This is a genomic window from Streptomyces zaomyceticus (assembly GCF_014656215.1).
GTDB classification, from domain to species: Bacteria; Actinomycetota; Actinomycetes; order Streptomycetales; family Streptomycetaceae; genus Streptomyces; species Streptomyces zaomyceticus.
The window spans coordinates 120,522-146,531 of record NZ_BNBZ01000004.1 but is presented as its reverse complement, the minus strand read 5'-3'; the positions used below and the strand labels follow the sequence as shown (position 1 = coordinate 146,531).

Sequence of the window (26,010 nt, the reverse complement as noted above, 5' to 3'; positions counted from 1 at the left end):
GTGTCACGCGGCCCGGACGAAGCGCCCGCGTGAGCCGTCGCTCACCCGCCCCTCCGCGTCCTGGCCGGCGCTCCGGCGGCCGAGGCGGCGCAGCCCCCTGGCGGAGCCGGCCGACTCGGCGGCCTCGTGGGACAGTCGCTCGGCGGCGGCCTCACGGACGAGCTGGGCGTGGTTCATGCGGTGGAGTTCGTACTCGAACATCGGGATGCTCCCTGGGTTTCTCGGTTTCGGTATCGCTCCTTGCGATGCCTCTACTTTCGTTTCCCAGGGGGTGCGGCCACATCGGGCGAGTGCCGCATGTTCGGGGTACGGGGGTCCTTAGGCGGGTCCCGGGGGTGCCTTAGGCGGTTCAGGACCCGGCGGTCGGGAGACTCAGGAACAGGTCGAAGTAGGTACCGGCCGACAGGAGCAGCCCGAGGCCGCCGAGGACGGCGCCGGCGACGGCGACCGAGCGGACCCAGGTGGGGCGCCCGGGGAGGATCAGCACGAGGACGGCGACGAAGAGGGCGACGAGCGAGAAGACGCCGTTCACCAGGGCGGTGCTGTGCCAGGCGTCGCCGTAGATCTCGGAGATCTGCTGGGCCGGGGTGCCGGACCCGGAGGTCTTGATCTGCCCGAGGAGGGTCTCGCGCTCGGAGACGACCTTGCCGGTCCAGGTGCCGGTGAGCGCGACGGCTCCGAGAGCGGCGGAGACCACGGCCGCGGCGGCGCCGCCGATGCCGGAGGAGGCGGGGGCCGCTTCCTCGGACAGCAGGTCGTCCTCGTCGTCCTCGTCGTCGGCCAGGGCGTCGGCCGCGTCGTCGGTCAGGTCGTCGGCCTGCTTGTCCAGCACGACCACGGCCGTGTCCTCGGCGGGCGCGGCCTCGGCGGTCTTCGCGCTCTCGGCGCCTTCGGCGCTCTCCGCGCTCTCGCCGGTCTTCTCTGTCGTCGTCTTGGTGTCCATGCGGCGCACGCTAGGCGCCCCGTATGAGAACCGTATGAGGAAACCGGGTTACGAGGCCTTCGCCGCGCGCCACTCCGGGGCCAGCACGGCCCAGACCTCGGTGTCCGTGCGGGTGCCGCGGTGCGGGTAGTTCTCCCGCAGCACGCCCTCGCGCGTCATGCCGAGGCGGCGGGCGACCGCGGTGCTCGCCGTGTTCTCGGTGGAGGCGTGCCATTCGACGCGGTGGATGCCGCGCTCCTCGACCGCCCAGTCGACGATGACCCGGCAGGCCCGGGTGATGAGCCCCTTGCCGACGGCGGAGGGCTCCAGCCAGCAGCCCGCCTCGGCGGTCCCGTACGCCACGTCCATGGTCCGGAAGAGGACGCCGCCGACGAGCGTGCCGCCGGTCCAGATGCCGTAGATGCGTCCGGCGTCGTTCGCGGCCTTCTCCGCGTAGGAGCGGAGGAAGGCGCGGGCGGAGTCGAGGTCCGCGACGAAGTCCGGAAGGGCGATGTGCTCGCCGATGAACTCGCGTCCCCGGTCCATGTGGGCGAGGAACTCCTCCGCCTGCCAGGGCTCCAGGGGCCTCAGCTCGGCACCGTCGTCACCCAGCGATATCGCGAACATCGTCGTTCCTCTTCTCCCTGGCCGCGGGCAGGGCCGCTGCCCCGGCCGTCACACGCTGAGCAGGTATTTTCCCACGCGCGTCGGCGGCCTCGCGGCACTCGGGAGGTTCGATGCTGATCCGGGGCAGCAGGCGGTCGAGCCACTTCGGCAGCCACCAGTTCGCCCCGCCGAGCATGTGCATGAGGGCGGGGACGAGGAGCGTCCGCAGGACGAAGGCGTCGAGGGCGACGGCCGCGGCGAGCGCGATGCCGAACATCGCGATGACCCGGTCGCCGGAGAGGACGAAGGCCAGGAAGACCGCGATCATGATCACGGCGGCGGAGTTGATGACACGGCTGGTCTCGGCGAGGCCGACCCGGACCGCCCGCCGGTTGTCGCCGGTCTCCAGCCACTCCTCGTACATCCGGCTGACCAGGAAGACCTGGTAGTCCATGGAGAGTCCGAAGAGGACGGAGACCATGATCACGGGGAGGAAGGGCTCGATCGGCCCGGCGCTGCCGAGGCCGAGGAGTTCGCTCCCCCAGCCCCACTGGAAGATCGCCACGACGACGCCGAAGGCGCCGGCGACGGCCGCGACGTTCATGACGGCCGCCTTGAGCGGGATGCCGATCGAGCGGAAGGCGAGGAGGAGGAGCAGACAGCCGAGGGCGATGACGACACCGACGAAGAGCGGCAGCTTGCCGATGATGATCTCGGCGAAGTCGTCGTACGAGGCGGTGACGCCGCCCACGTGCACCTGCAGGGAACTTCCGGCCTCGGCCTCCGGGAGGACGTCCGCGCGGAGCCGGTCGACGAGCTCACTGGTGGCCTTGGACTGGGGCGAGGAGTCGGGGACGACGGTGAGGACGGCGGTGTCGCCGGAGCTGTTGTACGTGACCGGGGAGACCGACGCGACGCCCTTGGTGGCGGACAGTGCGGCCGGCAGCGCGTCGAGGGCGACCCGGTCGTCGGCGCCGTCGAGCCCGGCGACCAGGGTGAGGGGGCCGTTCGTGCCGGGGCCGAAGCCGTCGGCGATCAGGTCGTAGGCCTTCCGCGTGGTCGCGGTGGCGGGGCCGTTGCCCTGGTCGGAGGTGCCCAGGTGGAGCGAGAGGGTGGGCAGCGCGAGGACGCCCATGACGACGGCGGCGACGATGCCGAGGAGCTTGGGGTGCCGCTCGACGAAGGCGGACCAGCGGGCGGCGAAGCCGGTGGGCAGCTCGGGCTGCGGGCCGCGCTCGGCGAGGGCCCGGCGTTCGCGCCGGGAAAGTGCCCGCATGCCGATGAACGAGAGCAGCGCCGGAAGGAGGGTGACCGAGGCGGCGACCGTGAGGACGACGGTGAGGGAGGCGGCGATGGCGACGCCGTTGAGGAAGCTGAGCCGCAGGATCAGCATGCCGAGCAGGGCGATGCAGACGGTGGCCCCGGCGAAGACGACGGCGCGGCCGGTGGTGGCGACGGCGGTCTCGGCCGCCTCGGCGACGGACAGGCCGCGTTTCAGGCCTCTGCGGTGCCGGGTGACGATGAAGAGGGCGTAGTCGATGCCGACGCCGAGGCCGACGAGCATGCCGAGCATCGGGGCGAAGTCGGCGACGGTCATCAGATGCCCGAGGAGCACGATCCCGGAGTACGCGATGCCGACGCTGACGAGCGCGGTCGCGATGGGGAGTACGGAGGCGGCGAGGGAGCCGAAGGCGAGGAAGAGCACGACGGCCGCGACGGCGACGCCGACGACCTCGGCGATGTGTCCGCCGGGGGCCTCGGTGAGGGCGACGGCGCTGCCGCCGAGCTCGACCTGAAGACCCTCGGCGTCGTTCGCCGCCGCCTTCGCCGTGTCGACGACGGCGCGGGCCTGGGCCTCGGGGATGTCGTCGGCCTGCTCTCGGAAGGTGACGGTGGCGTAGGCGGTGTGTCCGTCCTCGCTGACCTGACCCCGGGTGTCGCCGTACGGCGAGGTGACGGCGGCGACGCCGGGCAGGTCGGCGACCTTGCCGAGCATCACGGTCATGCGCTGCTCCACGGCGTCGGCGCGGACGCTGCCCTTGTCGGTGTGCCAGACGATGGTGTCGCTGTCGCCGCCGAGGCCCTGGAAGCCGCGCTCCAGGAGGGCGGTGGCACGGCCGGACTCGGTGCCGGGGACCTCGTAGTCGTTCGAGTACGCGCTGCCCGCGACGACCGCGGCGGTGCCGACCCCTCCGAGGGCGACGAGCCACAGCAGGACGGCGACGAGGCGGTGCTTGATGCACCACCGTGCGATGGCTGCCAAAGGACGTGCTCCCTGGGTGGTTCGAGGATCTTCACCGGGAACAGCCCGAAAAAGAACGCTTGACCTACGTGCGCCCACTGTGGCAGTCAAACGTGATCGTTTGTCCCTTTCGTGTCGATGCTCACAGGGGTGCCCGGGGGTTCGGGACCTCGGTCCCCGACCCCGGGCACAACGGCTCACCGTGGATGCTCAGCCGGAGACGCTGGCGCGGCCGTTCTCGATGTGGCCCATGAGCCGGCGGCGGAAGCCACCGGGTGCGGTCACCTCGACGTCGTACCAGCCGTGCGCGTCCGCGGCCGAGTGGACGACGGTACGGGTCCTGCCGGGCTTCACCGTGACGGTGCGGGTCCAGTCGACGAGGTCGTCCTCGTCGACGTACCCCAGCGGCCCGACGGTGAAGGAGACGGGGGCCGATCCGGTGTTGCGCACGGTGAGGTGCAGGTCGCGGTCGTGATGATCGATCCGGGAGACGAGCTCGGCGCCGCCCGCCGCGGGGCCCTCGAACTCGCGGCGGAAGCCGTTGGGGCCGGTGATCGTGAAGCGGTAGTGATCACCCGGGACGGGGACGGTCCACTCCCCCGTCCCCCTGACGTCCTGGTGCTGCGGGACGTCGAACTCACCCGCGTACGGGTAGAGGGCGAAGTGCGCGCTCGCCTTCCCCTGGTTGCCGAGGGCCACGCGGACCGAGCCGGTCCCGACGGTCGCGGAGGCGTCCGGCTGGTACGGCAGGGGGCGGGCGCGACGGACGCCGGGCTCCTGGACGGGCATCCGCTGGACGGCCGGGGGCTGCGGCCGCCAGCGGCCGCTGAAGGGCGGGATCGGGCCCGGCGGCTCGACGTCGGGCTGCCGACGGCCCCGCTTGAAGTCGAAGGCGGAGGTGAGGTCGCCGGTGACGGCCCGGCGCCAGGGGGTGATGTTGGGCTCCCGGACGCCCGTGAGCTTCTCCAGGAACCGGATCACCGAGGTGTGGTCGAAGGTCTCCGAGCAGACGTAGCCGCCGACCGACCACGGGGAGACGACGAGCAGCGGGACCCGGATGCCGAGGCCGGTGGGCAGGCCCTTCCAGCGCTCGTCCGTGTCGTCCGTCGGCGGGACCGGCGGCGGCACATGATCGAAGAAGCCGTCGTTCTCGTCGTAGTTGATCAGGACGACGGTGTGGCGCCAGACGTCCGGGTGCGCGCCGAGGGCGTCCAGCACCTTGTAGACGAGGGTCGCGGAGGCGATCGGCGAGGACGAGCCGGGGTGCTCGGAGTCGATCGCGGAGGGCACGAGGTAGGAGACCTCGGGGAGGGTGCCGGCGGAGACGTCGGCGCGGAAGGCGTCGGCGAGGGTGCCGCTCTCGACGCGGCGCAGTCCGCGCTCGAAGAGGGAGCGCTCGGCCTTCGTGAGCCCGGCGACACCCTGCTCCAGGAGATCGAGGAGCCGGGCGCGCTCGGCGGGGTCCTTCGTACCGCGGACGGCGGCGTAGAAGGACTCCATGAAGGTGTGGCCGCCGGTGTGGGTGAGCGCCTTGCGGGCGATCTTCTTGAAGCTGGTGAAGAACTCGATGTTGTTGTCGGTGAAGTTCTCCCACTCGGTGTACGTCTTCCAGCTGCGTCCGGCGGCCTCGAGGCGCTCGGCGTAGGTGGACCAGCCGTAGCCGGGGTGGGTGCCCTCGGCGTACGCGGCGTTGGTGACGGCCCTGCTGCCGTCGGCCTCGAAGCCGGTCCAGCCGGACCAGAGGTGGTTGCGGTTGGGGCTCGTCGAGGTGTGGACGGAGGAGTGGTAGGCGTCGCAGACGGTGAAGGTGTCGGCGAGCTCGTAGTGCAGGGGGATGTCCCGCCGGTCGTAGTACGCCATGGTGGCGGCGGTCTTGGCCGAGACCCAACCGTCCATCCAGCCCTGGCGCCAGGCCTTGCCGCCTCCGCTCCAGGAGTGGTCGAGGTCTCCGATGTACTGGAGGTCCTTCTGCTGGGTCTCGGCGGCGCCGCGGATCGGGAAGGGGAGCACGGTCCGGTCGGGTCCGGCGGGCTGCTCGAACACCGGCCTGCCGGTGGGCAGTTCAATGGCATTGCGGTCGCCGAATCCGCGGACGCCGCGAAGGGTGCCGAAGTAGTGGTCGAAGGAACGGTTCTCCTGCATCAGGATCACTACGTGCCGGACGGCCGACATCCCCCCGGCCGGGGGCTCCGCGGCCATCGCGGCCTGCAACGACGGCGGCAGCAGCGAACCGGCGGCGGCGACACCGAGGGCGCCGCCGCCCAGTGCGAGGAGCCTTCTGCGGGACATCTCGGATGACAAGACCGACCTCCAGTCGACGGCCCAATGGTTCGCCTTCGAGCCATTGGGTGGTACGTCGGGGACGGTAGTGAGCCGGGGTGACGCCGAGAAGACCCGGCGGGGGCGCGGTGGTGAACGTCCAAGGGGACGTGACGGGAGTCCAAGCGATTTCCGGCCACGAACGCCCGCCCGGCACCGCGCCGTACAGGCGCACCGAGGACGAGGCCGACCGCACACCGACCTGCGCCGTGCTCGCCCGACCGCGGCAGCTCACGCACGAGGGGCGGTGCGGCCGCTCCTCACGCACGAGGGGCGGTGCGGCCGTCTCACGACAGCCGCACCGCCCCTCGTCACGGGTCCCCCGGGAATCAGCCCTCGCTGACGCCCAGCTTCTCCAGGATCAGGTCCTTCACCTTCGCCGCGTCGGCCTGGCCACGCGTGGCCTTCATGACCGCGCCGACCAGGGCGCCGACCGCCGCGACCTTGCCGCCGCGGATCTTGTCGGCGATGGCCGCGTTGCCCGCGATGGCCTCCTCGACCGCCGCGCCGAGCGCGCCGTCGTCGGAGACGACCTTCAGACCGCGCTTCTCGACGACCTCGTCAGGGGTGCCCTCGCCGGCGAGAACGCCCTCGATGACCTGACGGGCCAGCTTGTCGTTGAGGTCACCGGCGGCGACCAGGGCGGAGACCCGGGCCACGTCCGCCGGGGTGATCGCCAGCTCCTCCAGCGACACGCCCTGCTCGTTGGCGTTGCGGGCAAGCTCGCCCATCCACCACTTGCGGGCCGAGGCCGCGTCCGCGCCCGCCTCGATCGTGGCGACGATCGCCTCGACCGCGCCGGCGTTGAGGATGGACTGCATGTCCAGCTCGGACACGCCCCACTCCTCGCGCAGCCGGTTGCGGCGCACCCGCGGCGGCTCGGGCAGCGTGGCCCGCAGCTCCTCGACCCAGGCGCGGGCCGGGGCGACGGGGACGAGGTCGGGCTCCGGGAAGTACCGGTAGTCCTCGGCGTTGTCCTTGATACGGCCCGAGGTGGTGGAGCCGTCGTCCTCGTGGAAGTGACGGGTCTCCTGCACGATCGAGCCGCCGGAGGACAGCACCGCGGCGTGGCGCTGGATCTCGAAACGGGCCGCGCGCTCCACCGAACGGAGCGAGTTGACGTTCTTCGTCTCCGAGCGGGTGCCGAACTTCTCGGTGCCGTGCGGGCGCAGCGACAGGTTCACGTCGCAGCGCATCTGGCCCTTGTCCATGCGCGCGTCGGAGACGCCGAGGGCACGGATCAGCTCGCGCAGCTCGGCGACGTACGCCTTGGCGACCTCGGGGGCCCGCTCGCCCGCGCCCTCGATCGGCTTGGTGACGATCTCGATGAGCGGGATGCCGGCCCGGTTGTAGTCGAGCAGGGAGTGGGACGCGCCGTGGATACGGCCGGTGGCGCCGCCGACGTGCAGCGACTTGCCGGTGTCCTCCTCCATGTGGGCGCGCTCGATCTCCACGCGGAAGACCTCGCCGTCCTCCAGCTGGACGTCCAGGTAGCCGTTGAAGGCGATCGGCTCGTCGTACTGGGAGGTCTGGAAGTTCTTCGGCATGTCCGGATAGAAGTAGTTCTTCCGGGCGAAGCGGCACCACTCGGCGATCTCGCAGTGCAGCGCGAGGCCGATCTTGATGGCGGACTCGACGCCGATCGCGTTGACGACCGGGAGCGAGCCGGGCAGGCCGAGACAGGTCGGGCAGGTCTGCGAGTTGGGCTCGGCGCCCAGCTCGGTCGAGCAGCCGCAGAACATCTTCGTCCTGGTGCCGAGCTCGACATGGACCTCCAGGCCCATGACGGGGTCGTACTCGGCGAGCGCCGCTTCGTACGACAGCAGTTCAGTGACAGTCACGAGAATTCCCTCTGATGCCTTCGGCCTCAGCCGAACAGGACGTCGTCGTCACCGATGCGCTTCAGCTCGCGGACGAGGAGAGCGACACCGGTGGCGATGGCGGCGGCGGAGACGACGGCGTCGATCAGCTTGAGCGTGTCGTGCTCGCTGCGGGCCGTACGGGCGCGCTTGACGACACCCATCAGGCCGAACGCGGTGGTGCCGATGGACAGGTACGTGCCGGTCTTGGACTTCTTGAAGCCCTTGGCCTTCTGCAGTGCACTGGTACTCACAGCGACGGAGCCTCCTCGAGCAGCGGGTGCCCCCACTTTTCCACGAAGGCGGCCTCGACGGCGGCTCCGACCTTGTAAAGGCGGTCGTCCTTCATGGCGGGAGCGATGATCTGCAGACCGACCGGCAGACCGTCCTCGGGCGCCAGGCCGCAGGGCAGCGACATGGCGGCGTTGCCGGCCAGGTTGGTCGGGATGGTGCACAGGTCCGCGAGGTACATGGCCATCGGGTCGTCGGCACGCTCGCCGATCGGGAAGGCGGTGGTGGGGGTCGTCGGGGAGACGATCACGTCCACCTCCTCGAAGGCCTTCTCGAACTCGCGGGTGATCAGGGTCCGGACCTTCTGGGCCGAGCCGTAGTACGCGTCGTAGTAGCCGGAGCTGAGCGCGTACGTACCGAGGATGATGCGGCGCTTGACCTCGTCGCCGAAGCCGGCCTCACGGGTGAGGGCGGTGACGTCCTCGGCCGAACGGGTGCCGTCGTCGCCGACCCGGAGGCCGTAGCGCATGGCGTCGAAGCGGGCCAGGTTCGAGGAGCACTCGGACGGCGCGATCAGGTAGTACGCCGAGAGGGCGAGGTCGAAGGTCGGGCAGTCCAGCTCGACGATCTCGGCACCGAGCGACTTCAGCAGCTCGACGGACTCGTCGAAGCGCTGCACGACACCGGCCTGGTAGCCCTCGCCGCGGAACTGCTTGACGACACCGACGCGCATACCGGCGACGGAGCCGTTGCGGGCGGCCTCGACGACCGGCGGGACCGGGGCGTCGATGGAGGTCGAGTCGAGCGGGTCGTGCCCGGCGATCGCCTCGTGGAGCAGGGCCGCGTCCAGGACCGTACGGGCGCAGGGGCCGCCCTGGTCGAGGGAGGAGGAGAAGGCCACCATGCCGTAGCGGGAGACACCGCCGTACGTGGGCTTGACGCCGACGGTGCCGGTGACGGCGGCGGGCTGGCGGATGGAACCGCCGGTGTCCGTGCCGATCGCGAGCGGCGCCTCGTACGCGGCGAGGGCGGCGGACGAGCCGCCGCCGGAGCCGCCGGGGATCCGGGTCAGGTCCCAGGGGTTGCCGGTCGGGCCGTACGCGCTGTTCTCCGTCGAGGAGCCCATCGCGAACTCGTCCATGTTGGTCTTGCCGAGGATGACGACGTCGGCGGCCTTCAGGTTCTTGACCAGGGTCGCGTCGTACGGCGGGATCCAGCCCTCGAGGATCTTCGAGCCCACGGTCGTCGGCATGCCGGCGGTGGTGAAGATGTCCTTGAGCGCGAGCGGCACACCGGCGAGCGGGCCGAGCTTCTCGCCCCGGGCGCGCTTCTCGTCGACGGCGCGGGCCTGGGCGAGCGCGCCCTCACGGTCGACGTGCAGGAAGGCGTGGACCTTCTCGTCGACGGCCTCGATGCGGGCGAGGTGCGCCTCGGTGACCTCGACGGCGGTCAGCTCGCCGGCGGCGATCTTCCCGGCGATCTCGGCCGCGGTGAGCTTGATGATGATGTTGTCCGTCATGACTGTTAGTCCTCCCCCAGGATCTGCGGCACCTTGAAACGCTGCTGCTCCTGGGCCGGGGCGCCGGAGAGCGCCTGCTCGGGGGTGAGCGACGGACGGACCTCGTCCGCGCGCATGACATTGGTCAGCGGCAGCGGGTGGGAGGTCGGCGGTACGTCTTGGTCGGCGACCTCGGAGACGCGGGCGACCGCGCCGATGATGTCGTCGAGCTGGCCGGCGAAGTGATCGAGTTCTTCGCCCTTCAGCTCCAGACGCGCCAGCCGTGCGAGGTGGGCGACCTCCTCGCGCGTGATGCCAGGCATGCGGATCCTCACGGGGTGAGCTTGATGGTGTGGGCCCATCCTATGGGGCCGGTGCCGCTGCCCGTGAAACGGTTTGCCCGGGGTCGCCGTCCCGGGTGGACGGGCCCTACGGAACGACCTGGCCGGAGGGCTGGTCGAGCTCCACCTGGGCGGCGATGTCGGCGGGTCGGCGCCAGCCGTGCTCGCCGCGCGCCAGCAGCCAGGCGGTCGCCTCGCCGGGCGGCATCGCGGCGGCGACCAGCCAGCCCTGGACGGCGTCGCAGCCCAGGTCGCGCAGGCGCTCCCAGGTCTCGTCGTCCTCGACGCCCTCGGCGACGACGAGGAGTCCGAGGGAGTGGGCGAGGTCGACGGTGCAGCGGACGATCTCGGCGTCCTCGGTGTCGACGGCCAGCCGGGCGACGAAGGAGCGGTCGATCTTCAGTTCGCTGACGGGGAGGCGGCGCAGATGGACGAGGGAGGAGTAGCCGGTGCCGAAGTCGTCGAGGGACATCTTGACGCCGTGGCCGGTGAGGCCGTTGAGCGTGTCGGCGGCCCGCTGGGGGTCCTCCAGGAGGACGTGTTCCGTTATCTCCAGCTGGAGCGCTCCGGCCGGCACGCCGTGGCGGGCAAGCCGGGCGGCGACGGCGCCCGCGAAGCCGGGGGTGTGGACGTCGCGGGGCGAGACGTTGACGGCGACCGGGACGTTGAGGCCCTGGGTGCGCCAGCGGGCGACCTGGGCGAGGGCGGTCTCCAGGACGTACTCGGTGAGGTGGGGCATCAGGCCGGAGGACTCGGCGATGGCGATGAACTCGTCCGGCGGGACCTTGCCGCGCTCGGGGTGGACCCAGCGGACCAGGGCTTCGAGGCCCGCCACCTGGCCGTCGAACCGGACCTTGGGCTGGTAGTGCAGTTCGACCTCGCCGGCGTCGAGGGCGCGGCGCAGGTCGCCGAGGAGGCCGAGCCGGTCGGGTGTGTTGGAGTCGCGCTTGGACTCGTAGACCTCGACGCCGGTGCGGTCCCGCTTGGCCTGGTACATGGCGACGTCGGCGCGGCGCAGCAGGCCCTCGGCGTCGAGGGCGTGGTCGGGGAAGACGGCGACGCCGGCGCTGGCCTCCAGGACGAGGGTGAGTCCGTCGAGGTCGAGCGGGGAGGAGAGCTCGGCGACGAGGTGGCGGGCGACGCGCTGGGCGCTGGTGGTGGAGTCGGCGGTGGGCAGCAGGACGGCGAACTCGTCGCCGCCGAGGCGGGCGGCCTCGGCGCCGCGGGGCAGGGCGAGGCGGAGCCGTTCGGCGATCTGGAGGAGGAGCCGGTCGCCCGCGAGGTGTCCGAGGGTGTCGTTGACCGATCGGAAGCGGTCGAGGTCGATCAGGACGAGGGCGGCGCGGGCTCCTTCGCCCTCGGCCTCCTCCAGGGCCGTCCAGGCCCGTTCGAGGAGCCACTGGCGGTTGGGGAGCCCGGTCAGCGGGTCGCGGAGCTGTTCCTCGGCGCGGGCGCGGGCGATCCACAGGGTGGAGTCGAGGGCGATGAGGGGGACGGCGAAGAGCGGCAGCAGGACGGGCATGCTGGCGGCGACGACGCAGATCAGCGGGGCGATGCCGAGCAGGGCGACGGCGACGAGGCCCTGCCGCAGGAGGGCGGTGCGGGCGACGGTGGGCAGGCCGCGGCCCTGGGGGGCGAGCGTGTACCACAGGAGGAGCCGGGTCGCCACGAGGTAGGCGGCGGCGGCGAGCACGACCTCCGGGAGGTCCCCGATGGTCCAGTCGAGGGGCTGCCAGGGCTGTTCGACCGTGGGCACGTCTCCGAAGAGGGCGAGGACGAGGGCGGCCGCGCCGACCCCGAGGACGTCGGCGGCGCCGTGCAGCAGGCCCTGCCGCCAGCGGTGCCGGCGGGCGGCGCCGACCAGGGCGACGACGGTCATCGAGACGAGCCCTGCGGGCACCCAGCCGTAGAGCAGGAGGACGGCGAGGGTGAGGGCGGCGCCCGAACCGGTGCCGCCCCACCAGCGGTCGCGGCCGAGGGCGACCAGATGGCCGACGATGAGGCCGGTGAGGACGGCGAGGGACCAGCCGGCGACCTCGCCGGGGAAGAGTCCGTGGCCGGTGCTCAGGGCTCGCTGGAGCCCGACGACGAGTACGACGGCGGCGATGCCCACCACGACTGCGGGCAGCCGGGAGGTGAAGCCCAGGGGGGCCGCACGGCCCTGCGGCCGTGGGACCGGGGCGGCGCTCTCGGTCGGTTCCATTCCCGTCCCTCTCACAGGCGGCGGTGCCGTCGGTGTGCCATGGGCCGCGTGCCCGCGGCCGTCCGTCATGCGGCCGCCGTAGGGCGGCCGTTACACGTGCCACGGGGGCCGATGTCCTGACGCCACGACGGGCAGAACCCCCGCGCGGCCGTGCAGGACAAGACGCACTGTCACCACACTAGGCCGCCGAGGGCTCCGACGGGCAGCGCTCTCCCTCTCTTGCCCGAATGCGACCAGGCCACCCGTAACGATCTGGTATGCGCCGAACGGGTGAGCCACGCGGGGTCCGCGAGAGGGGCGGCGGGACCTACTCGACGACGGGTACGGCGGCCTCCCGAGCGGCCTCGGGCCCCTGTTCGAGCAGGACCGTGAAGCCCTCCTCGTCCAGAACCGGAACCTTCAGCTGCATCGCCTTGTCGTACTTCGAACCAGGGTTTTCACCCACCACGACGAAGGCGGTCTTCTTCGAAACGGAACCGGTCACCTTCGCTCCGAGGCTCTGGAGCGACTCTTTTGCGCCATCCCTGGTGAACTTCTCCAGGGTGCCGGTCACCACGACCGTGAGCCCCTCCAGCGGACGCGGCCCCACGTCCTCCCCGGCGCCCTCGTCCTCCAGAACGACCCCGGCCGCGCGCCACTTGCGCACGATCTCGCGGTGCCACTCCTCGGAGAACCACTGCTTCACCGCGGTCGCGATGATCCCGCCGACCCCGTCGACGGCCGCCAGCTCTTCCTCGCTCGCCTGCTCGATCCGGTCCAGCGAGCGGAACTCACGGGCCAGCGCCTCGGCCGCGACCGGCCCCACGTGCCGGATGGAGAGCCCGTTGATGAAGCGGGCCAGCGGGCGGGTCTTCGCCGCCGCGATGTTCTCCAGCATCGCCAGCGCGTTCTTCTTCGGCTCGCCCTTCTGGTTGGCGAAGACCGTGACGATCTTCTCCTCGCCGGTCTTCGGGTCCCGCTTGGGCAGTCCGCTGTCCGGGTCGAGGACGTACGCCTTGATCGGCAGCAACTGCTCGATGGTGAGGTCGAAGAGGTCGCCCTCGTCCACCAGCGGCGGTTCGGCCGGCTCCAGCGGGCGGGTGAGCGCCGCCGCGGCCACCGCGCCGAAGTTCTCGATGTCCAGGCACTGCCGCCCGGCGAGGAAGAACAGCCGCTCGCGCAGCTGGGCCGGGCAGGTCCGGGCGTTCGGGCAGCGGAGGTCGATGTCGCCCTCCTTCATCGGCTTCAGTGCCGTCCCGCACTCCGGGCACTCGGCGGGCATCACGAACTCCCGCTCGCTGCCGTCCCGCAGGTCGGCCACCGGCCCGAGGATCTCCGGGATGACATCGCCCGCCTTGCGCAGCACGACCGTGTCGCCGATCAGCACGCCCTTGGTCTTCACCACCTCCTGGTTGTGGAGGGTGGCGAACTCGACCTCGGAGCCGGCCACGGTCACCGGCTCCACCTGCGCGTACGGAGTGACCCGCCCGGTCCTGCCGACGCCGACCTTGATGTCGATCAGCTTGGTGTTGACCTCCTCCGGCGCGTACTTCCAGGCGATCGCCCAGCGCGGGGCGCGCGCCGTGGAGCCCAGCCGGCCCTGGAGCGGGATCTCGTCGAGCTTGACGACGACGCCGTCGATCTCGTGCTCCACGGAGTGGCGGTTCTCCCCGAAGTACGCGATGAACTCCCGCACCTCGCCGAGCGAGCCGACCACCTTGTTGTGCCGGGCGGTGGGCAGGCCCCACTCGCGCAGCAGCTCGTACGCGTGGGAGAGACAGTCGATGTCGAAGCCCTCGCGGGCGCCGATGCCGTGGACCACCATGTGGAGCGGCCGGGAGGCGGTGACCTTGGGGTCCTTCTGACGGAGCGAACCCGCCGCCGCGTTCCGCGGATTGGCGAAGGGCTTGTCACCGGCCTCCACCAGGCGGGCGTTGAGCCCCTCGAAGGCCTCCATCGGGAAGTAGACCTCGCCGCGGATCTCCACGAGCTCCGGGATCCGCTCGCCGTGCAGCCGCTCCGGGATGTCGGCGATCGTCCGCACGTTGGGCGTGATGTCCTCGCCGGTGCGGCCGTCGCCGCGGGTGGCGGCCCGGGTCAGCCGCCCGTGCTCGTACGTGAGGTTGACCGCGAGGCCGTCGACCTTGAGCTCGCACAGGTAGTGGAAGTCGGGGGTGCCGACGTCCCGCGCGACCCGCTCGGCCCAGGTGGCCAGCTCCTCGTCGTCGAAGGCGTTGTCGAGGGAGAGCATCCGCTCGCGGTGCTCGACGGAGGTGAACTCGGTCTCGTACTGCCCCGCGACCTTCTGGGTCGGCGAGTCCGGCGTGCGCAGCTCCGGGTACTCCTCCTCCAGCGCCTCCAGGGCGCGCAGGAGCTTGTCGAAGTCGCCGTCGCTGATGACCGGCTGGTCCTTCACGTAGTACCGGAAGCGGTGCGCCTCGACCTGCTCGGCCAGGTCGGCGTGCTTCTCCCGTGCCTCGGCGGGCAGGGCCCCCTGTTCGACTGCCACCTTCGTCCGTCCTCCCGTGCCTCGAAACCCGGTCACTCTGGGTTGTCCGCCAGCGATGTCGCCGCCCGGACGCAGTGGGCGAGCGCCGCACGGGCGTAGGCGGGCGAAGCGCCCGCGAGCCCGCAGGTGGGGGTGACCACCACGGACTCCGCGAGAGTCCCCGGATTCAGCCCCAGCCTGCGCCACAACGTCCTGACACCCATGACGCTACCGCCCGGGTCCGACAACGGGCCGTCAGTGGACGCCACCACACCGGCGAAGAGCTTGGTGCCCGCCTCCACGGCCTCACCGATCGACTCCTCGTCACGCTCGGTGAGCAGGGAGAAGTCGAACGAGACGCCCGCGACACCGGCCCGGCGAAGCAGTGCGAACGGGACGTCGGGGGCGCAGGAGTGCACGATCACCGGTCCGTCGTGGACCGCGATCACCTCGCGCAGGGCGCTCTCCACCACCTGCCGGTCGACGGCCCGGTAGGTGCGGTAGCCGCTGGCGGTACGGACGTGGCCGCGCAGGACCGCGGTGAGCGAGGGCTCGTCGAGCTGGAGGACGGTCTTCGCCCCCGGGATCCGCTTGCGCAGCTCCGCGAGGTGTTCGTGGAGCCCCTCGGCGAGCGAGCCGACCAGGTCGCGACAGGCTCCCGCGTCCCCGAGGGCCGCCTCGCCGCCGCGCAGTTCCAGGGCGGCGGCGAGCGTCCACGGACCCACGGCCTGCACCTTGAGCGGTCCCTCGTACCCCTGGGTGAACTCCTCCAGGGCGTCCAGGTCCTCGCCCATCCAGGAGCGGGCCCGCTTGGTGTCCCGGCCGGGCCGGTCGCTGATCCGCCAGCCGCTCGGCTCCACGTGCGCGTAGAAGTCGACGAGCATCCCGATGGTCCGGCCGATCATGTCGGCGCCGGGGCCCCGGGCGGGCAGCTCCGCGAGGAACGGGAAGTCCTCGAAGGACCCGGTGACGGCCTTGGCGGTCTCCCGGGCGTCACCGCCCGGCATGGAGCCGACGCCGGTGGCGGACCCCCAGAGGCCGCGGTCGCCCTCTTCCCGAGACTCGCTCATGCCTGGCGTCCCGGACGCACGGTGAGGTCGTTGATCTCCGCGTCGCGCGGGAGGTCGACGGCGGTGAGGATCGCCGTGGCCACCGACTCGGGGTCGATCCACTTCGACGGGTCGTACTCCTTGCCCTCCTGGGCGTGGACCTTGGCCTGCATGGGGCTCGCGGTGCGGCCCGGGTAGACCGAGGTCACCCGCACCCCGTTGGCGTGCTCCTCGTGGCGCAGGGCGTCGGCAAGGGCCTTGAGTCCGTGCTTGGAGGCGGCGTACGCGCCCCACTCGGCGTGCGCGTTGAGGCCGGCGCCCGAGTTCACGAAGACGACGTGACCCTGGGAGACCCGCAGCTGGGGCAGGAGGTGCCGGGTCAGCTCGGCCGGGGCGACGAGGTTGACGTTGAGCTGGTGGTGCCAGGTCTTCGGGGTGAGGTCCCCGACCGGCCCGAGGTCGACGACACCCGCGATGTGCAGCAGGGTGTCCACCTGCTCGGGCATGCTCTGGTGCGAGAACGCCCAGGACAGCCGGTCCGGGTCGGCGAGGTCCCCGACGAGCGTCCGGGCCCCGGGGAACTGCGCGGCGAGTTCCTTGGCGCGCCCCGCGTCGCGCGCGTGCAGCACGAGCTGGTCCCCGCGCGCGTGAAGGCGGCGCGCGACGGCCGCGCCGATGCCCGAGCCGGCTCCGGTGATCACATGTGTAGCCATGGGAGCCATGCTCCCATCCATGCTCAGGAGGAGGGGGCGGGGGCGGGCGCCGTGGCGGACCAGAAGTCGGAGCGGACGTTGGGCGTGGGGATCTTGCCGAGGGGGTAGGCGGGGCCGTTGGGCCGGGAGGTGGGCTCGGCGACCTCGGAGCGCTCGACGCACGGCGTGATGACGTCGAAGAACGCCTGGCCCTTGTAGCCCACGTTCAGCGCCAGCTGAAAGCCGTCGGGCGTACGCGCGTGGACGGCCGGCATCTCCCGGCTCTGGTTCACTCCGGTGATCACGTAGCCGGACTTCTTCCAGAACCGCTCGATCACTCCGAGGAAGTTGCCCCGCCTCTGCTCGGAGATGATGGTGGTCACCGCGCGGCGTCGCGTCAGATGGCAACTGCCGCTCGTGGTCGTGCCGTGGTCCCACTGGACCTCCGGTGCGACGGCACCCATCGTCGCGTCCAGCATCGCGTCCGCGCGCTCCGCCGACTCCTGCATGTTCATGTCCGCCGTGCCTCCTTCACCACTCGGAGCTCCACACCCCGCGAGAACCGCACCCGCCGTGATGACGGGGAGAGCGATCCGTGCCGCCCGTCCCAGTCCCTTCATCGATGCTCCTCCGTACTGATCTCGCCGGGCCTGCCGCCGACGATCCTGGCGATGTTGCCCGCCGAATTCGAGTCGAGGGTCGGCGTGAAGTACTGCGAGTGGGCGTCCATGAGTCCCAGGTCACCTACGGGGTGGGGCCCGTCGTCGACCAGGAAGCGCCGACCGCCGAAGGCCTCGCTCGCAGGGTCCTTGCCGAAGCGCAGGTCGTCGTCGCCCTGGTCCGCCACGTCGCCGGCGATGTACGCGCCCGCGGCCATGCCGAGCGGGCCGAGGGGCGCTCCGACGAGGCCACCGGCGAAGCCGGCCCCGGTCTGCTGGTTCGACGGCATCTTGGTGACCAGGTCGTTGTCGGCGGAACCGACGAAGACATGGTCGCGCCCCACTCCCAGGTCCTCTGCCCTGTCGACACCGACACCGGGGCTGCCGACCAGAATGATGTCGTCGACGCCCGGGATCCCGCCCGACTGCTCGGCCGCCGATCCCACGGTGAGCGAACCGTAGGAGTGGCCGATCGCCGTCAGGTGGGGATCCTTGTTCTCGTTGGTCGTCGCGAGCCCCGACATGAACTGGTTGTACGCCCGGCCGCCCCGCTCCGCGTCACCGGTGGTCGCCACGTCCGCGAGCTGTGGTGCGTCGTAGCCCAGCCAAATGATGGACGCACTGGAAGGATCGACACTGCGCGCCCCCAGGGCCGTGTCCTGGGCGCGCGTCATCGTGTCGTCGACGAACTCGTCGTTCAGCTTGGTGCGGAAGCCCGGCACGTATGCCGAGACGTTCCTCGAGGTGTCGGGGTTGCCGTACGAGACGATCGCGCGTCCGTTGCCCTCGTCCCCGATGCCCAGCAGGTACATCGGCGGGTCGCTGGGCTTGTTCAGCTTGTCCTGGATCATCCGGAGCGCGTTGAGTTTGGTCTCGGAGTCGCCGTCGTCCCTGCGCGCCAGCTCCTCGATGAGGAGCGGCAGGTAGGTGCGGTTCGCCTCGTCCCGCGCGGCCGCCGGGATGCCGTCCAGGCCGCCGACCAGATCGGGGGCGATCTCCAGGTACTCCTGCCGCTGCTCGTCCGTCAGGCCGTCCCACCACTTCTTGCGCTCGGCGGGCGACTTGTCCTCCGGAACGCCGGCGCCGAGGTGCGTTCCGGCGGTGGAGCGGACGTCGGCGGTGTCCCGGGCGATGTCCTTCAGCGTGGCCGCGGTGACGTCGAGCCCCTTTTCCGCCCTGAGGCCGCTGAGGGTGCTCGCGTACCGGGCGTCGATCTCGGCCGCCGAGCGGACGGCTCGGGCGACCCGGTCGGCGATGTCCTGCGCCTTGGCCGCGTTCGGGTTGAGCGGCTTGACGAAACTGTGGCCGGGGTACAGCGGCGACGACCCCTGGGCGCCGAAGCCCGGAGGTTCCAGGGGAAGGCGGGAGCTGCCCCGGACGCTACTGCCCGGGGCCTCCTTCGTCGCCCCGGTGAGGTCCGCGACCTCGGTGGCCGGGAAGGTGACGGAGCCATCGGCGTTGACGGTGAACTTCAGCGCCGCGGCCTCCGCGAGGGCCTGCTTCAACTGGTTCTGCGGTTCTGCGAGGTCGGCGGCGAGGCCGTTGAGGGCCGTGCGGACGAGCCCGCACTCGCTGTGCAGGTAATGGAAGTTGCGGCTGAGTCGCTGGAGCCTGCCGAGGGCCGCCTCCGCCGACTCGCTCTCCTGGGTCTCGCGGAGCTTCGCGGACATCGCGCGGTCGACCCGTACGCGGTCGGAGTCCGAGCGGTTGGAGACCTCGTGCCAGGTGTCGCCGGCCTCCGTGAACTCGGAGGTCTTGAGGTCGCGCAGCAGCTGCCAGGTGAGGGTTCCGGTCATCGCCTCTCACCGGCCTTGCCGCCGCCGTCGGCTCCCTTGAATGAGTTTCCGATCGCGGTCTCGGTCTCGCCCATCTCCTCGGCGACCGCGCGGAGCGGCCCCTTGAGCTGCTCGCACTCGTCCCGTACCGCCTGGAGGCGTTCCTCCCAGGATGTCAGCACGCCCTTGAGGGCCGCGACGGAGGTGAGGCCCGCGGCCCCGGCCTCGACGCCCTCGTGCCCCGGGCCGAGCGCCGAGCGGCTCGTCTCGGTGCTGGTGCGGAGCTCGCCCGCGGTACCGGAGGCGCTGGTCCAGGGGCCGCCGCTGTGCTTGAGGCTCCCGGTACCGCCCCCGCCGTTCCCCGGTCCCGGGGCCGTCGAGGCGAGTGTCATCGTCGCCCCGCCGTCGGTCGGCCCGAACAGCTCCTGCCAGCGCTCCGAGTAGGACACGGCTCCCCCGTCTACGTCTGCGTTCCGTTTCCGCGCCTCGAGACGCTAACGCAGTTCGCTCCCGTATACGCGATCGGGAACGGGATCCGCAGGAGGAAAGAGCCCGCTGCCGTAGCAGGGTGGAATCACCGTGACAAGAGCATCCGTGCGCACATTGCGAAAGCAGACGGTACGTCAGCGCACTCAGAGTACGGACGACTCCAGATATGCCAGGGCCGTCGGGGCGTCGTCGGCGAACAGGACGAGGTCGGCGAGGGGGATCGGGAGGAAGCCCTCCTCGTCCATGCGGCGGAACTGGGTCTTCAGGCCGTCGTAGAAGCCCGCCGTGTTGAGGAGGACCACCGGCTTGGTGTGCTTCCCGTGCTTCTTCAGCTCCAGGATCTCGGTGGCCTCGTCGAGGGTGCCGGCGCCGCCGACCATGATCACCACGGCGTCGGACTTGGCGAGGAGGAGGGCCTTGCGCTCGGCCAGGTCCTTCGCGACGACCATCTGGTCGGCGTTCGGACGGGCCTTGTGGGCGAGGAAGTCGACGGAGACGCCCACGAGTCGGCCGCCGGCCTCCTCGACGCCGTCCGCGACGACCTTCATCAGACCGGTGTCGGAGCCGCCCCAGACCAGGGTGTGGCCCGCCTTGCCGAGGAGCCGGGCGAAGTCGCGGGCGGGGGCCGTGTAGCGCTCGTCGAGGTCGGCCGCGGAGAGGAAGACACAGATGTTCATGACCCCACCGTAGGCCCTGACCAGGGGCTTCCGTCCCGCCCGGAGTTCTCTCCGGGAAATCCCGCCGTGCGGCGATGAGTTCCGGCGGCGGGTCCGGTCTCACCTGCCATGGATGAGGTGAGCAACACGCCGGGCAGGGTCGGGGGACGCGTCACGTCGCGGGACGGGACGCCGATCGCGTACGAGCGGTACGGGGAGGGGCCGCCGCTCGTCCTGGTGAGCGGCGCCCTGGGAACGGCCGCGGGCGGGCGGGCGCTGGGCGGGCTGCTCGCCCGCCGCTTCTCGGTCGTGGCGTACGACCGGAGGGGGCGCGGCGGAAGCGGCGACACCGGGCCGTACGCGGTGGAGCGGGAGATCGAGGACCTGGCCGCGGTGGTCGGGGAGGCGGGGGCCGGGTCGGCCCTGTACGGGGAGGGGACGGGGGGTGCGCTCGCGCTGGCCGCGGTGGCGGCCGGGCTGGAGGCGGGGGCGGTGGCGGCGTACGAGCCGCCCTACTCGGCGGAGGCCGCGGAACGGCGGCGGCAGGTGGGGGTCCTGCTCGGCGAGGGGCGTCCGCTCGCGGCGCTCGATCTGTTCCTCGCGGACCCGACGGCGGCCTCGGGGCCGCGGCCCGGGGCCACGGAACTGCGGCCCGGGGTCGCGGAGCTGGCGCACACCCTCGCGTACGACCTCGCGGTCCTCGGCGACGGGACGGTGCCGGAGCGGCTGCTCGCCCGGGTCCACGCGCGCGTGCTGGTGGTCGACGGGGGCGCGAGCCCGGCGTGGACCCGGCGGGCGGCGCTCGCCCTGACGGCGGCCCTCCCCCGGGCCCGGCACCGCACCCTCACGGGTCAGACGCACGAGGTGGCCCCCCACGTCCTGGCCCCGGTCCTGGAGGACTTCCTCACGGAGGACCGGGAGACCGCGGAGGCGGCCTGAGGGGCGGGGGCGGGGCCGGCGGGGCCGGGGCCTGAAGGACCGGCCGGGTGGTTACGCCGTCGCCGTCGCGCGGCGGGACGTCGTCGCGATCGTGGCCGAGCCCACCACGCGCGTGCCGTCGTACAGCACGATCGCCTGGCCGGGGGCGACTCCGCGGACCGGTTCGGCGAAGGAGACCGTGAGCTCTCCGTCCGTCAGGGAGGCGGTCACCTCGGTCTCCCCGCCGTGGGCGCGGAGCTGCGCCGTGTAGCGGCCCTCGCCCTCCGGGGCGGTTCCGCACCAGCGGGGCTTGATCGCGGTGAGACCGGTGACGTCGAGCGCCTCGACGGGGCCGACCGTGACCGTGTTGTTCACCGGCGAGATGTCCAGGACGTAGCGGGGCTTGCCGTCCGCGGCCGGGTGGCCGATCCGCAGGCCCTTGCGCTGGCCGATGGTGAAGCCGTACGCGCCCTCGTGGGTGCCGACCTTCGTCCCCGCCTCGTCGACGATGTCGCCCTCCGCCTTGCCCAGCCGGGAGGCGAGGAAGCCCTGGGTGTCGCCGTCGGCGATGAAGCAGATGTCGTGGCTGTCGGGCTTCTTCGCGACCGCGAGCCCGCGGCGCTCGGCCTCCGCCCGGATCTCGTCCTTGGTGGTGAGCGTGTCGCCCAGCGGGAACATCGCGTGCGCGAGCTGCTTCTCGTCGAGCACACCGAGCACGTACGACTGGTCCTTGGCCATGTCCGAGGCGCGGTGCAGCTCGCGGGTGCCGTCCTCGTTCAGGACGACCGTCGCGTAGTGGCCCGTGCAGACCGCGTCGAAGCCGAGGGCGAGCGCCTTGTCGAGCAGCGCCGCGAACTTGATCTTCTCGTTGCAGCGCAGGCACGGGTTGGGGGTGCGGCCGGCCTCGTACTCCGCGACGAAGTCGTCCACGACGTCCTCGCGGAACCGCTCGGCGAGGTCCCACACGTAGAACGGGATGCCGATGACGTCGGCCGCCCGGCGTGCGTCACGGGAGTCCTCGATCGTGCAGCAGCCGCGTGCTCCCGTACGGAAGGACTGCGGGTTCGCGGAGAGGGCGAGGTGCACGCCCGTGACGTCGTGACCCGCCTCGGCGGCACGGGCGGCGGCGACGGCGGAGTCCACTCCGCCGGACATGGCGGCGAGAACCCGGAGGGGACGCGTGAGGGGGCGCTGGGGCGGAGTCTGAGTCATAGCCCTACCAGGGTACGGGGCGCCGGGAACCACAGTCGCGGTACCGAGCGTTCTGGGGGGCATGGGGAGCAGGTCGAAGGGTTCGGACAGGCGGGTGGGGCGGCGCGCGGTGCTGCTGGGCGGCGGGGTCGCCGTCCTGGGCACGGCCGCGTTGGCCAGGGACGAGCTGGCGCGCGCCTGGTGGCGGCTGCCGGGGATGGAGAAGAAACGGGTCGAGGGTGAGCTCGACCACCGGGCCGCCGAGTGGACCTCGGCGTCGCGGGCGAACTGGCGGCGTGCCGACCGGCCCGACGACTACCGGATCGACCGGGTCGTGATCCATGTCGTCCAGGGCAGCTACGCGACCGCGCTGAAGGTCTTCAAGGACCCGGGGCACGGGGCCGCGGCGCACTACGTGGTCCGCAAGGACGGGCATGTGGCGCAGATGATCAGGGAGCTCGACGTCGCCTTCCACGCCGGGAGCCGCGACATGAACGAGCGGAGCATCGGCATCGAGCACGAGGGCTTCGTCGACCGGCCGCAGGACTTCACGGCGGCGATGTACGCGGGGTCGGCGCGGCTGACGGCCGACATATGCGCCCGGTACGGGATACCCGTGGACCGGGAGCACATCATCGGGCACGTGGAGGTCGAGGGGACCGACCACACCGATCCCGGTCCGCACTGGGACTGGGACCGCTATCTGAAGCTGGTGCGGGAGGTGCCGAAGGCACTCGCCTGAGTGCCCTCGGGCGGGCGGCGGGCGTCAGCTGAGGCCCGCGGTCCTCGCCCGTTCCACCGCCGGGCCGATCGCCTCCGCGACCGCCGCGACGTCCTCCTTGGTGGACGTGTGGCCCAGCGAGAAGCGGAGGGTGCCCCGGGCCAGGTCCGGATCGGTGCCGGTGGCCAGCAGCACATGGCTGGGCTGGGCGATGCCGGCGGTGCAGGCGGAACCGGTGGAGCAGGCGATACCGGCGGCGTCGAGCAGCAGGAGCAGGGAGTCGCCCTCGCAGCCGGGGAAGGTGAAGTGGGCGTTGGCGGGGAGCCGCTCGACGGGGTCGCCGCCGAGGATCGCGTCGGGGACGAGCGCCCGGACGGTGGTCACGAGCTCGTCGCGCAGCGCGCCGATCTCGCGGGCGAACTCCTCGCGCCGTTCGGTGGCGAGCCGGGCGGCGACCGCGAAGGCGGCGACGGCCGGCACGTCGAGGGTGCCGGAGCGGACGTGCCGCTCCTGGCCGCCGCCGTGCAGGACGGGTACGGGGGTGTGCTCGCGGCCCAGGAGCAGGGCGCCGATGCCGTAGGGGCCGCCGATCTTGTGGCCGGAGACGGTCATCGCGGCGAGCCCGGAGGCGGCGAAGTCCACGGGGACCTGGCCGACGGCCTGGACGGCGTCGGCGTGCAGCGGGACGCCGAACTCGGCTGCCACGTCGGCGAGTTCACGGATCGGCAGGACGGTGCCGATCTCGTTGTTCGCCCACATGACGGTGGCGAGGGCGACGGACTCGGGGTCCCGTGCGATCGCCTCGCGCAGGGTCTCGGGGTGCACCCGGCCGTAGCGGTCGACCGGGAGGTACTCGACGTCGGCGCCCTCGTGGCTCGCGAGCCAGTCCACGGCGTCGAGCACCGCGTGGTGCTCGACGGGACTGGCCAGGACACGGGTGCGGCGGGGGTCGGCGTCGCGGCGGGCCCAGTAGAGGCCCTTCACGGCGAGGTTGTCGGCCTCGGTGCCGCCGGAGGTGAAGACGACCTCGCTCGGCCGCGCGCCGAGCGCGGCGGCGAGCGTCTCGCGCCCTTCCTCGACGGTCCGCCGGGCCCGCCGTCCGGCGGCGTGCAGGGAGGAGGCGTTGCCCGTGACGGCGAGGTGGGCGGTCATCGCCTCGATCGCCTCGGGCAGCATGGGCGTGGTCGCGGCGTGGTCGAGGTAAGCCATGGTGGGTCGATTCTACGAGCCCGTGGCGGCTGCCCCGGCGGGTGGCCGGATTACGCGCCCGGCGACGCTGTGCCGGGGGCTGCCGCGGCCCGGGGCCGGGCCGTGCGGAGTACCGGGACCGGACCGCGTGCGGAGACCCGGGACCGGGTGGCGCGGGACCCGGGGCCAGACCGCGCCGAGACCCGGGACCGGGCCGTGCGGAGACTCGGGGCCGATTCGTACGGAACCCGGGACCGGGCCCGGATCGGGAGCCGGGTCGCGCGGAGAACCTCGCCCGGTCGCCCGCATCGGGAGCCGGGCGGCCGGGCCCCGTCCCGGGACCCGGTCCTCGGAGGGTCAGCCCCGGGGTGCGCGGGCCAGCTGGCGGGACTGGGCCACCAGGCGGTCGGCGCTGTCCCAGACCTCCGCGTCCTCCTCCAGGAAGCCGCCGGCCAGGTTGCGGGTGGTGATGGAGACCCGCAGCGGGCCGGGGGCCGGACGGCAGCGGATGTGGGTGGTGAGCTCGACGGTCGGGGTCCAGCCCTTGAGGCCCAGCTCGAAGGAGGTCGGCGGCAGGGCGTCGACCGTCAGGAGCAGCGACAGCGCGTCGGGCTCACGGCCGTCCGCGAGGCCGAACCAGGCCCGCATCTCGCCCTTCCCCGACGGCGCGCCGATCGCCCAGCCGACACAGGCCGGGTCGAGCCGGAGGTCGAGCCGGTCGGCGATGGCGGAGGAGCCGGGGATCTGCGGGGTCGGGCCGTCCGCAGCGGAGAAGCAGTTCTCGATGGCGGCCATCGCCGGGGGCGTCGCGGTCGTGCGGACGTCGTCGGGGAGCGCGTCGAGGCTGCCGTACGAGGCGAGGACCCGGATCCGCTCGACCTCGGTGCCGTCCTCCGCGTACTGGAAGAGGGAGGCCTGGCCGGTGGAGAGCGTCCGGCCGGTGCGGACGGTCTCCGTCCTGATCACCGCGGGGCCCGGCACGGACGGCGTGAGGTAGTGCGCCGAGATCGTGAACGGGTCGGGGTGCGGCAGGTGGTCGCCGAGCGCGCGGCCGAGGAGAGCGAGGAGGTAGCCGCCGTTGACCGCCTGGATGATGGTCCACCCGGCGGAGAGGTCGGCGTCGTAGACACCGGGCTCCCGGAGGGTCACGGCGGTGTCGCGGTCGAACTCGCTCGTCGCGAGCCTGGTCTCGATGCTCGTGCTCATGCTTCCGACGGTACCCCAGAAACCTACTGAGCGGTAGCTTTTTCGGGCGCCTCGCGGGCGGACGACCGCCGGTTCCAGGCGCGCGGCGCGCGCCAGTGGTAGCGCATCGCGAACAGCCGGAGCACGAAGGCGGTGAGGACGGCGGTGCCGCTGGTCCACGCGTTGAGCATGTCGAAGCGGATGCAGAGGGCGACCATCGCGGCGCCGACGATCGCCGGGACGGCGTACAGGTCCCGGTCCCAGCGCAGCAGCGACGGCACCTCGTTCGCGAGCACGTCCCGCAGGACACCACCACCGACGGCCGTCGCGAGACCCAGCGCGGCGGAGGAGGTGAGGCCGAGGCCGTAGTCGTACGCCTTCGTCGTACCGGTCACACAGAAGAGGCCCAGGCCGGCGGCGTCGAAGACGTTGACCGCGGTCTGGGTGCGCTCGACCTCGGGGTGGAGGAAGAAGACGAGCCCCGCGGCGATCAGCGGCATCAGGAAGTAGCCGAGGTCGGTGAAGGCGGCGGGAGGAACGGCGCCGATGACCAGGTCGCGGAAGAGACCCCCGCCGAGGGCGGTGACCTCGGCGAGGACGGCGATGCCGAAGACGTCGAAGTTCTTGCGGACGGCGAGGAGTGCGCCGGAGATGGCGAAGACGAAGATGCCGACGAGGTCGAGGGCGTGTTGGACGGAGGGGGTGAACAGGTCGTGGAGCACCGACCCATTGTCCCGGTAGTTCCGGCGGCGGCCGCGCGGGCTCCCCGCACGACGAGGCCCCCGGTGCCCTTGGGCAC

General features: G+C 72.1%; 23 protein-coding genes. 2 read left to right on the top strand and 21 right to left on the bottom strand.

Annotated features, from left to right (window positions below; all coding sequences use genetic code 11):
• Window positions 1-3: 3 nt before the first annotated feature.
• From IE311_RS07775 to IE311_RS07695, 17 genes are all read right to left on the bottom strand, one after another.
• Complete coding sequence (locus IE311_RS07775) at window positions 4-201, bottom strand: hypothetical protein (protein WP_189830843.1); 198 nt, start codon at window positions 199-201, stop codon at window positions 4-6.
• A gap of 148 nt (window positions 202-349) precedes the next feature.
• Complete coding sequence (locus tag IE311_RS07770; RefSeq protein ID WP_373313772.1) at window positions 350-943, bottom strand: hypothetical protein; 594 nt, start codon at window positions 941-943, stop codon at window positions 350-352.
• A gap of 48 nt (window positions 944-991) precedes the next feature.
• Complete coding sequence (locus IE311_RS07765; RefSeq protein ID WP_189830841.1) at window positions 992-1,549, bottom strand: GNAT family N-acetyltransferase; 558 nt, start codon at window positions 1,547-1,549, stop codon at window positions 992-994.
• Entirely contained in the window at window positions 1,527-3,791 is a 2,265-nt protein-coding gene (locus IE311_RS07760) for an MMPL family transporter (RefSeq protein ID WP_189830840.1), read from the bottom strand. Before IE311_RS07760 ends, IE311_RS07765 begins: the two co-directional genes overlap by 23 nt.
• 189 nt (window positions 3,792-3,980) lie before the next feature.
• Window positions 3,981-6,071 (bottom strand): phosphocholine-specific phospholipase C, encoded by a 2,091-nt coding sequence (locus tag IE311_RS07755; protein ID WP_189830839.1) that lies wholly within the window; start codon window positions 6,069-6,071, stop codon window positions 3,981-3,983.
• A 347-nt stretch (window positions 6,072-6,418) separates the two neighbouring features.
• Window positions 6,419-7,930, bottom strand: coding sequence for an Asp-tRNA(Asn)/Glu-tRNA(Gln) amidotransferase subunit GatB (gene gatB, locus IE311_RS07750; RefSeq protein ID WP_189830838.1), 1,512 nt, complete (start codon window positions 7,928-7,930; stop codon window positions 6,419-6,421).
• 26 nt (window positions 7,931-7,956) lie between these two features.
• Entirely contained in the window at window positions 7,957-8,202 is a 246-nt protein-coding gene (locus IE311_RS07745; protein WP_189830837.1) for a hypothetical protein, read from the bottom strand.
• The gene (gene gatA / locus IE311_RS07740; protein WP_189830836.1) at window positions 8,199-9,698 is read right to left on the bottom strand and encodes an Asp-tRNA(Asn)/Glu-tRNA(Gln) amidotransferase subunit GatA; all 1,500 of its coding nucleotides are present in this window, start codon (window positions 9,696-9,698) and stop codon (window positions 8,199-8,201) included. Before gatA ends, IE311_RS07745 begins: the two co-directional genes overlap by 4 nt.
• A gap of 5 nt (window positions 9,699-9,703) precedes the next feature.
• A complete protein-coding gene (gene gatC, locus IE311_RS07735; RefSeq protein WP_015036350.1) occupies window positions 9,704-10,000 on the bottom strand; it encodes an Asp-tRNA(Asn)/Glu-tRNA(Gln) amidotransferase subunit GatC in 297 nt (98 codons plus the stop codon).
• 106 nt (window positions 10,001-10,106) lie between these two features.
• Window positions 10,107-12,221: a putative bifunctional diguanylate cyclase/phosphodiesterase gene (locus IE311_RS07730; protein WP_189830835.1), complete on the bottom strand. Its 2,115-nt coding sequence runs from the start codon at window positions 12,219-12,221 to the stop codon at window positions 10,107-10,109.
• A gap of 307 nt (window positions 12,222-12,528) precedes the next feature.
• A complete protein-coding gene (gene ligA, locus IE311_RS07725) occupies window positions 12,529-14,709 on the bottom strand; it encodes an NAD-dependent DNA ligase LigA (protein ID WP_189830834.1) in 2,181 nt (726 codons plus the stop codon).
• Between the two features lie 32 nt (window positions 14,710-14,741).
• The gene (locus IE311_RS07720) at window positions 14,742-15,758 is read right to left on the bottom strand and encodes a methionine synthase (protein WP_189830833.1); all 1,017 of its coding nucleotides are present in this window, start codon (window positions 15,756-15,758) and stop codon (window positions 14,742-14,744) included.
• On the bottom strand, window positions 15,755-16,459 hold the full coding sequence (locus tag IE311_RS07715; protein WP_189830832.1) for an SDR family oxidoreductase: 705 nt from the start codon (window positions 16,457-16,459) through the stop codon (window positions 15,755-15,757). Before IE311_RS07715 ends, IE311_RS07720 begins: the two co-directional genes overlap by 4 nt.
• Before the next feature lie 14 nt (window positions 16,460-16,473).
• Complete coding sequence (locus IE311_RS07710) at window positions 16,474-16,944, bottom strand: hypothetical protein (protein ID WP_189830831.1); 471 nt, start codon at window positions 16,942-16,944, stop codon at window positions 16,474-16,476.
• Window positions 16,945-17,045: 101 nt separating this feature from the next.
• On the bottom strand, window positions 17,046-18,884 hold the full coding sequence (locus IE311_RS07705) for an alpha/beta hydrolase (protein ID WP_189830830.1): 1,839 nt from the start codon (window positions 18,882-18,884) through the stop codon (window positions 17,046-17,048).
• The gene (locus IE311_RS07700; RefSeq protein ID WP_189830829.1) at window positions 18,881-19,312 is read right to left on the bottom strand and encodes a hypothetical protein; all 432 of its coding nucleotides are present in this window, start codon (window positions 19,310-19,312) and stop codon (window positions 18,881-18,883) included. The genes IE311_RS07705 and IE311_RS07700 overlap by 4 nt, the downstream gene beginning before the upstream one ends.
• Window positions 19,313-19,495: 183 nt before the next feature.
• Window positions 19,496-20,029 (bottom strand): LOG family protein, encoded by a 534-nt coding sequence (locus tag IE311_RS07695; protein ID WP_189830828.1) that lies wholly within the window; start codon window positions 20,027-20,029, stop codon window positions 19,496-19,498.
• Between the two features lie 108 nt (window positions 20,030-20,137).
• Here IE311_RS07695 and IE311_RS07690 point away from each other — a divergent pair, with 108 nt between their 5' ends.
• Window positions 20,138-20,947 carry an alpha/beta fold hydrolase gene (locus tag IE311_RS07690; RefSeq protein ID WP_189830827.1) on the top strand — a complete coding sequence of 270 codons (810 nt, stop codon included), beginning with the start codon at window positions 20,138-20,140 and terminating at the stop codon, window positions 20,945-20,947.
• Window positions 20,948-20,998: 51 nt separating this feature from the next.
• Here the strand turns inward: IE311_RS07690 and mnmA are convergent, their stop codons facing one another.
• Entirely contained in the window at window positions 20,999-22,138 is a 1,140-nt protein-coding gene (mnmA, locus tag IE311_RS07685; RefSeq protein WP_189830826.1) for a tRNA 2-thiouridine(34) synthase MnmA, read from the bottom strand.
• Window positions 22,139-22,199: 61 nt separating this feature from the next.
• Here mnmA and IE311_RS07680 point away from each other — a divergent pair, with 61 nt between their 5' ends.
• Entirely contained in the window at window positions 22,200-22,859 is a 660-nt protein-coding gene (locus IE311_RS07680) for an N-acetylmuramoyl-L-alanine amidase (RefSeq protein ID WP_189830825.1), read from the top strand.
• Window positions 22,860-22,883: 24 nt separating this feature from the next.
• Here the strand turns inward: IE311_RS07680 and IE311_RS07675 are convergent, their stop codons facing one another.
• From IE311_RS07675 to IE311_RS07665, 3 genes are all read right to left on the bottom strand, one after another.
• Window positions 22,884-24,047: a cysteine desulfurase family protein gene (locus IE311_RS07675; RefSeq protein ID WP_189830824.1), complete on the bottom strand. Its 1,164-nt coding sequence runs from the start codon at window positions 24,045-24,047 to the stop codon at window positions 22,884-22,886.
• A 336-nt stretch (window positions 24,048-24,383) separates the two neighbouring features.
• Window positions 24,384-25,232 carry a thioesterase family protein gene (locus IE311_RS07670; protein ID WP_189830823.1) on the bottom strand — a complete coding sequence of 283 codons (849 nt, stop codon included), beginning with the start codon at window positions 25,230-25,232 and terminating at the stop codon, window positions 24,384-24,386.
• Window positions 25,233-25,255: 23 nt separating this feature from the next.
• Window positions 25,256-25,933, bottom strand: a complete 678-nt coding sequence (locus tag IE311_RS07665) for a trimeric intracellular cation channel family protein (protein ID WP_189830822.1) — start codon at window positions 25,931-25,933, stop codon at window positions 25,256-25,258.
• Between the last annotated feature and the right edge of the window lie 77 nt (window positions 25,934-26,010).